The sequence below is a fragment of the Aliiglaciecola litoralis genome, from assembly GCF_039523355.1.
In the GTDB taxonomy this organism is placed as follows: Bacteria; Pseudomonadota; Gammaproteobacteria; order Enterobacterales; family Alteromonadaceae; genus Aliiglaciecola; species Aliiglaciecola litoralis.
This window is the reverse complement of record NZ_BAAAFD010000022.1, coordinates 3,862-5,730: the sequence shown is the minus strand read 5'-3', so window position 1 is coordinate 5,730 and position 1,869 is coordinate 3,862. Positions and strand designations below refer to the sequence as shown.

The window sequence follows — 1,869 nt, the reverse complement described above, 5'->3', positions numbered from 1 at the left end:
GTTGACAAGATTTCCAAGGCGTGTAGAATTCGCGTCCCGCTTGAGACAGACCTCTGGTTCCTCAAGCCGCTCACTAAGAGCAACGTTCTTTAACAATTTGCAACAAGACAATCTGTGTGGGCACTCATTATAAGAGTGCTTACCAAAAAAATTCATATTTCGAAACTTTAATTGAAGAGTTTGATCATGGCTCAGATTGAACGCTGGCGGCAGGCCTAACACATGCAAGTCGAACGGTAGCAGGAAGTGCTTGCACTTCGCTGACGAGTGGCGGACGGGTGAGTAATACTTGGGAATGTGCCTTTGCGTGGGGGATAACCATTGGAAACGATGGCTAATACCGCATGATGTCTACGGACCAAAGGGGGCTTCGGCTCCCGCGCAAAGAGCAGCCCAAGCGAGATTAGCTAGTTGGTGAGGTAAAGGCTCACCAAGGCGACGATCTCTAGCTGTTCTGAGAGGAAGATCAGCCACACTGGGACTGAGACACGGCCCAGACTCCTACGGGAGGCAGCAGTGGGGAATATTGCACAATGGGGGCAACCCTGATGCAGCCATGCCGCGTGTGTGAAGAAGGCCTTCGGGTTGTAAAGCACTTTCAGTCGTGAGGAAAGGTTGATGGTTAATACCCATCAGCTGTGACGTTAGCGACAGAAGAAGCACCGGCTAACTCCGTGCCAGCAGCCGCGGTAATACGGAGGGTGCGAGCGTTAATCGGAATTACTGGGCGTAAAGCGCACGCAGGCGGTTATATAAGCTAGATGTGAAAGCCCCGGGCTCAACCTGGGAATAGCATTTAGAACTGTATGACTAGAGTCTTGGAGAGGGGAGTGGAATTCCAGGTGTAGCGGTGAAATGCGTAGATATCTGGAGGAACATCAGTGGCGAAGGCGACTCCCTGGCCAAAGACTGACGCTCATGTGCGAAAGTGTGGGTAGCGAACAGGATTAGATACCCTGGTAGTCCACACCGTAAACGCTGTCTACTAGCTGTTTGTGTATTATATACGTGAGTAGCGAAGCTAACGCGCTAAGTAGACCGCCTGGGGAGTACGGCCGCAAGGTTAAAACTCAAATGAATTGACGGGGGCCCGCACAAGCGGTGGAGCATGTGGTTTAATTCGATGCAACGCGAAGAACCTTACCTACTCTTGACATCCAGAAAATTTGGCAGAGATGCCTCAGTGCCTTCGGGAATTCTGAGACAGGTGCTGCATGGCTGTCGTCAGCTCGTGTCGTGAGATGTTGGGTTAAGTCCCGCAACGAGCGCAACCCTTGTCCTTAGTTGCCAGCATTTAGTTGGGCACTCTAAGGAGACTGCCGGTGACAAACCGGAGGAAGGTGGGGACGACGTCAAGTCATCATGGCCCTTACGAGTAGGGCTACACACGTGCTACAATGGCGAGTACAGAGGGAAGCGAGACAGTGATGTGGAGCGGACCCCTTAAAGCTCGTCGTAGTCCGGATCGGAGTCTGCAACTCGACTCCGTGAAGTCGGAATCGCTAGTAATCGCAGGTCAGAATACTGCGGTGAATACGTTCCCGGGCCTTGTACACACCGCCCGTCACACCATGGGAGTGGGATGCAAAAGAAGTAGTTAGTCTAACCTTCGGGGGGACGATTACCACTTTGTGTTTCATGACTGGGGTGAAGTCGTAACAAGGTAACCCTAGGGGAACCTGGGGTTGGATCACCTCCTTACACTATAGGTAATGCCTGTTGTGATGTAGTGCCTACACAGATTGTTTTGTTGTTAATGATAAAGAACCACATAGCCGTTTTGCAAAAGACGGGGCTATAGCTCAGCTGGGAGAGCGCCTGCCTTGCACGCAGGAGGTCAGCAGTTCGATCCTGCTTAGCTCCACCATG

Annotated in this window: 1 tRNA gene and 1 rRNA gene; both read left to right on the top strand. The window is 51.8% G+C overall.

What is annotated here, in order from left to right:
* Positions 1 to 168: 168 nt before the first annotated feature.
* Positions 169 to 1,701, top strand: a 16S ribosomal RNA gene (locus ABD036_RS18695).
* Positions 1,702 to 1,791: 90 nt separating this feature from the next.
* Positions 1,792 to 1,867 (top strand) — tRNA-Ala (locus tag ABD036_RS18690).
* The last annotated feature ends 2 nt before the right edge of the window (positions 1,868 to 1,869 follow it).